This window comes from Thermotalea metallivorans, assembly GCF_001562415.1.
Taxonomy (GTDB): domain Bacteria; phylum Bacillota; class Clostridia; order Peptostreptococcales; family Thermotaleaceae; genus Thermotalea; species Thermotalea metallivorans.
Map to the genome: position 1 here is coordinate 1 of NZ_LOEE01000092.1, position 2,329 is coordinate 2,329.

2 protein-coding genes are annotated in these 2,329 nt (G+C 38.0%); one reads left to right on the forward strand and one right to left on the reverse strand.

The features are described from left to right. Window positions 1–430 precede the first annotated feature (430 nt). Window positions 431–1,009 (reverse strand): TetR/AcrR family transcriptional regulator, encoded by a 579-nt coding sequence (locus tag AN619_RS15165; protein ID WP_068558108.1) that lies wholly within the window; start codon window positions 1,007–1,009, stop codon window positions 431–433. Between the two features lie 191 nt (window positions 1,010–1,200). Between AN619_RS15165 and AN619_RS15170 the strand changes: the two genes are divergently transcribed. Continuing rightward, window positions 1,201–2,205, forward strand: coding sequence for an NAD-dependent epimerase/dehydratase family protein (locus AN619_RS15170; protein ID WP_068558109.1), 1,005 nt, complete (start codon window positions 1,201–1,203; stop codon window positions 2,203–2,205). Window positions 2,206–2,329: the final 124 nt, after the last annotated feature.

A 2,329-nucleotide genomic window follows, 5' to 3' on the forward strand; every position in this document is an offset into this window, starting at 1 on the left:
ACTCAAATCTTTTTAAAAAAGCCATTGTTCGGTTTTTACCAATGGTTAGCTTTGCTGTACCCTTTTTAGAAAAATCAATTTTTTAAAAAAATTTGAATTTAACTATTGACTTTTATTAGCTGGTCTAAAAAATAATATCATATTTTGTCGAATTGCGGTATTTATTTGAATTTTCAGATTTTTCAGTTTTAAACAAGAAGCAGTCAAGCAAGTATTCAAACACAGAAAGACCCCATTTGTCTTGAACCAGTATATCTCAAAAAAGAAAAATATATTAGCAGTAAGGGAAAAAGATATTAAGCACAAAAAGGACAGGGATTGTCAGCATCATGCTTCTTTGCCAAATAACTTCTTATCACAAATAAACCCCTCTTTTGCATCATCATATATCCGTTTAGCATAGTCGATAGTAGGGCATTGTATATTTCTGTTATTTCCCAAGAATTCCATAAAAAAACAGCCTGCTCATATCTTCGAAGAGTTTCATATTTTCTTCAGGAGTAACCCGCATACTAGGTTTCTCTTTAAATAAACTGATAAACAGCAATATGGCCTCATTGGAAATCTGATGATTAATATATCCTTCTTTTTTTCCTTTTTCAATCAGTTTCAATAATAATGGAATATATTTAGTTTCCGAAAATTCTTCTACTTTTTGCCTAATCCTTTCTTCTTCTGACATCATTAATTGAAGAAAATCGGAATCCAATTGGGCTAAGTCCCTGGTATTTTTTGAAATGAATACCTTAATTTTTTCAGGGAAAGGAAGATCACTCTCAATGATTTGTGTATCTTCTTGCAATCTTTTTTCTAAAAACATTGATACTACATCGTAAATCAGCTCATCCTTGCTGCCAAAATATTTATAAATGGTAACCTGCGACACATTTGCCTTTTTTGCTATTTCGGCCATACTAACTTTTTGGACGCCATGGACAGAAAATAACTGCAGTGCCGCTTGCCGTATATTTTCTTTTTTTCTTTCTGCCCGACGCTCAAATCCATTCATTTGAACACCACCCCTCATTATAATATTATAATAATATATTTTATGTAATATTTCAAATAATATATTTCATAATTTCTTGACACGGTAAATATATATTACTATAATGAAATTAATTAATTTTTTTATTTCATATTTTATAAATCTAATTTGTTAAGCATTACACTAAATAACTGCTTGAAGGAGGAAATTGTATGAAATTACTGGTTTTGGGTGGAACACACCATGTTGGTAGAGCTGTTGTAGAAGAAGCTTTAGCTCGTGGGGACGAAGTCACGACTCTGAACCGAGGACTAAGTCGAAGTCCGGCAGAAGGTGTGGAAGCAATTGTTGCAGATCGATACGATCAATTGGCTATGTCTAAAGCATTAGGTAACAGAATTTGGGATGCCGTGATTGATACCTGGGCATGGGCACCTCGAGTTGTCCGTGATACTGTGGAGTTGCTCTCCGGCCGAGTCAGTCATTATGGATATGTATCCAGCCGGGCTGTATACCAATGGCCTTGGCCCTCTGGCGCCGATGAAACAGCACCGTTGGTAAAGGGTGATCCAAACAGCGAAGACAGTACAGACTATCCCGCTGCCAAGCGTGGAGGTGAACTTGCTGTGATTAATGCATTTAAAGAACGTGCATTGTTGGCCCGCCCTGGTATGATTTTGGGTCCTTATGAGGATTTAGGCAGAATCCCCTGGTGGATTCGACGCATTGAAAAAGGTGGGCGTATACTTGCACCTGGACCAGCTGAAACTCCGCTTCAGTATATTGATGCCAGAGATATGGCGTTGTGGATGTTGTCTGCAGCAGAGCGTGGTTTAGGAGGGGCATATAACGTTGGAACTTTACCTGGTTTCGTCACTATAGGTGAGCTACTTTACACAATCAAAGAAATTGTTGGAAGCAACGCCGAATTTATATGGGTAGAACCGGATATCCTTGAAAAAGAAGGATTTATGCTTGGCATGGAGTTGGGCTTAAGGTACCCCGACAATCCAAAGCCAAGCGGCATTCATGACGCGAATGTCGTTGCCGCTCATAAAGCAGGTCTCATATGTCGGCCTTTGCGGGAAACCATTGCGGATACATGGCGTTGGATGCAAGAGGAAAAAAATCCAAAACCACATCCCGTGACACCTCCTCCCGACGTTTGGTTTGATTCTGCTAAAGAACAGGAAGTTTTACAAAAATTTTATAGCTAGTTTCCCCTGAAAAACTCAATATTTTCGATTTATCTATCTGCATATATCAAGGATTTTCAAGGAAGTTGCTAATCTTCCCTGTGATTTCCCCTTTATTTTGCCATCTGAGCGGCTCTTCTTAGGT

Coding starts and splice junctions, on each gene's coding strand:
- AN619_RS15165 (WP_068558108.1), bottom strand. CDS start 1,009: ATGAATGGATTTGAGCGTCGGGCAGAAAGAAAAAAAGAAAATATACGG.
- AN619_RS15170 (WP_068558109.1), top strand. CDS start 1,201: ATGAAATTACTGGTTTTGGGTGGAACACACCATGTTGGTAGAGCTGTT.